Annotated in this window: 1 protein-coding gene; it reads right to left on the reverse strand. The window is 51.9% G+C overall.

The window, feature by feature from the left end:
• Window positions 1-230: hypothetical protein (locus SB765_RS28480; protein WP_410932338.1), on the reverse strand; the 230-nt coding region annotated here is incomplete at its 3' end.
• Window positions 231-347: the final 117 nt, after the last annotated feature.

Below are 347 nucleotides of genomic sequence, written 5' to 3' on the forward strand. Positions count from 1 at the left end.
CTGGTGTAGTGAGCCACCTCTTCGGTGAGGGTGGCGTTGAACATGGTGGCCATTTCACTGATGCCCTGCACCTGGTTTTGCATGTCATCGATGGCGAGATTTTCCAGCTGCCGTGAAGCGGTGTGGCTCTGGGTTAGCGTCAGAACCAGCAACAATAAAGCTACGCTGAGAGACGTCAGTACAGACAGCTTAACTCCAAGACTCAGGCCGCTGAGAGAGAGACGCTTCATAAATTACCTTTGATCAAGTTAGGGGGACACAACATCAACGGCAAAGCGCGGGAAAAGTTTAGGCCGAAATCTGGCGACTAAACGCAGCAGGGGATTTCGTAAATTAACCCGCAGACG

The sequence above is a fragment of the Pseudomonas sp. SIMBA_067 genome (genome assembly GCF_046534675.1).
GTDB lineage: Bacteria > Pseudomonadota > Gammaproteobacteria > Pseudomonadales > Pseudomonadaceae > Aquipseudomonas > Aquipseudomonas putida.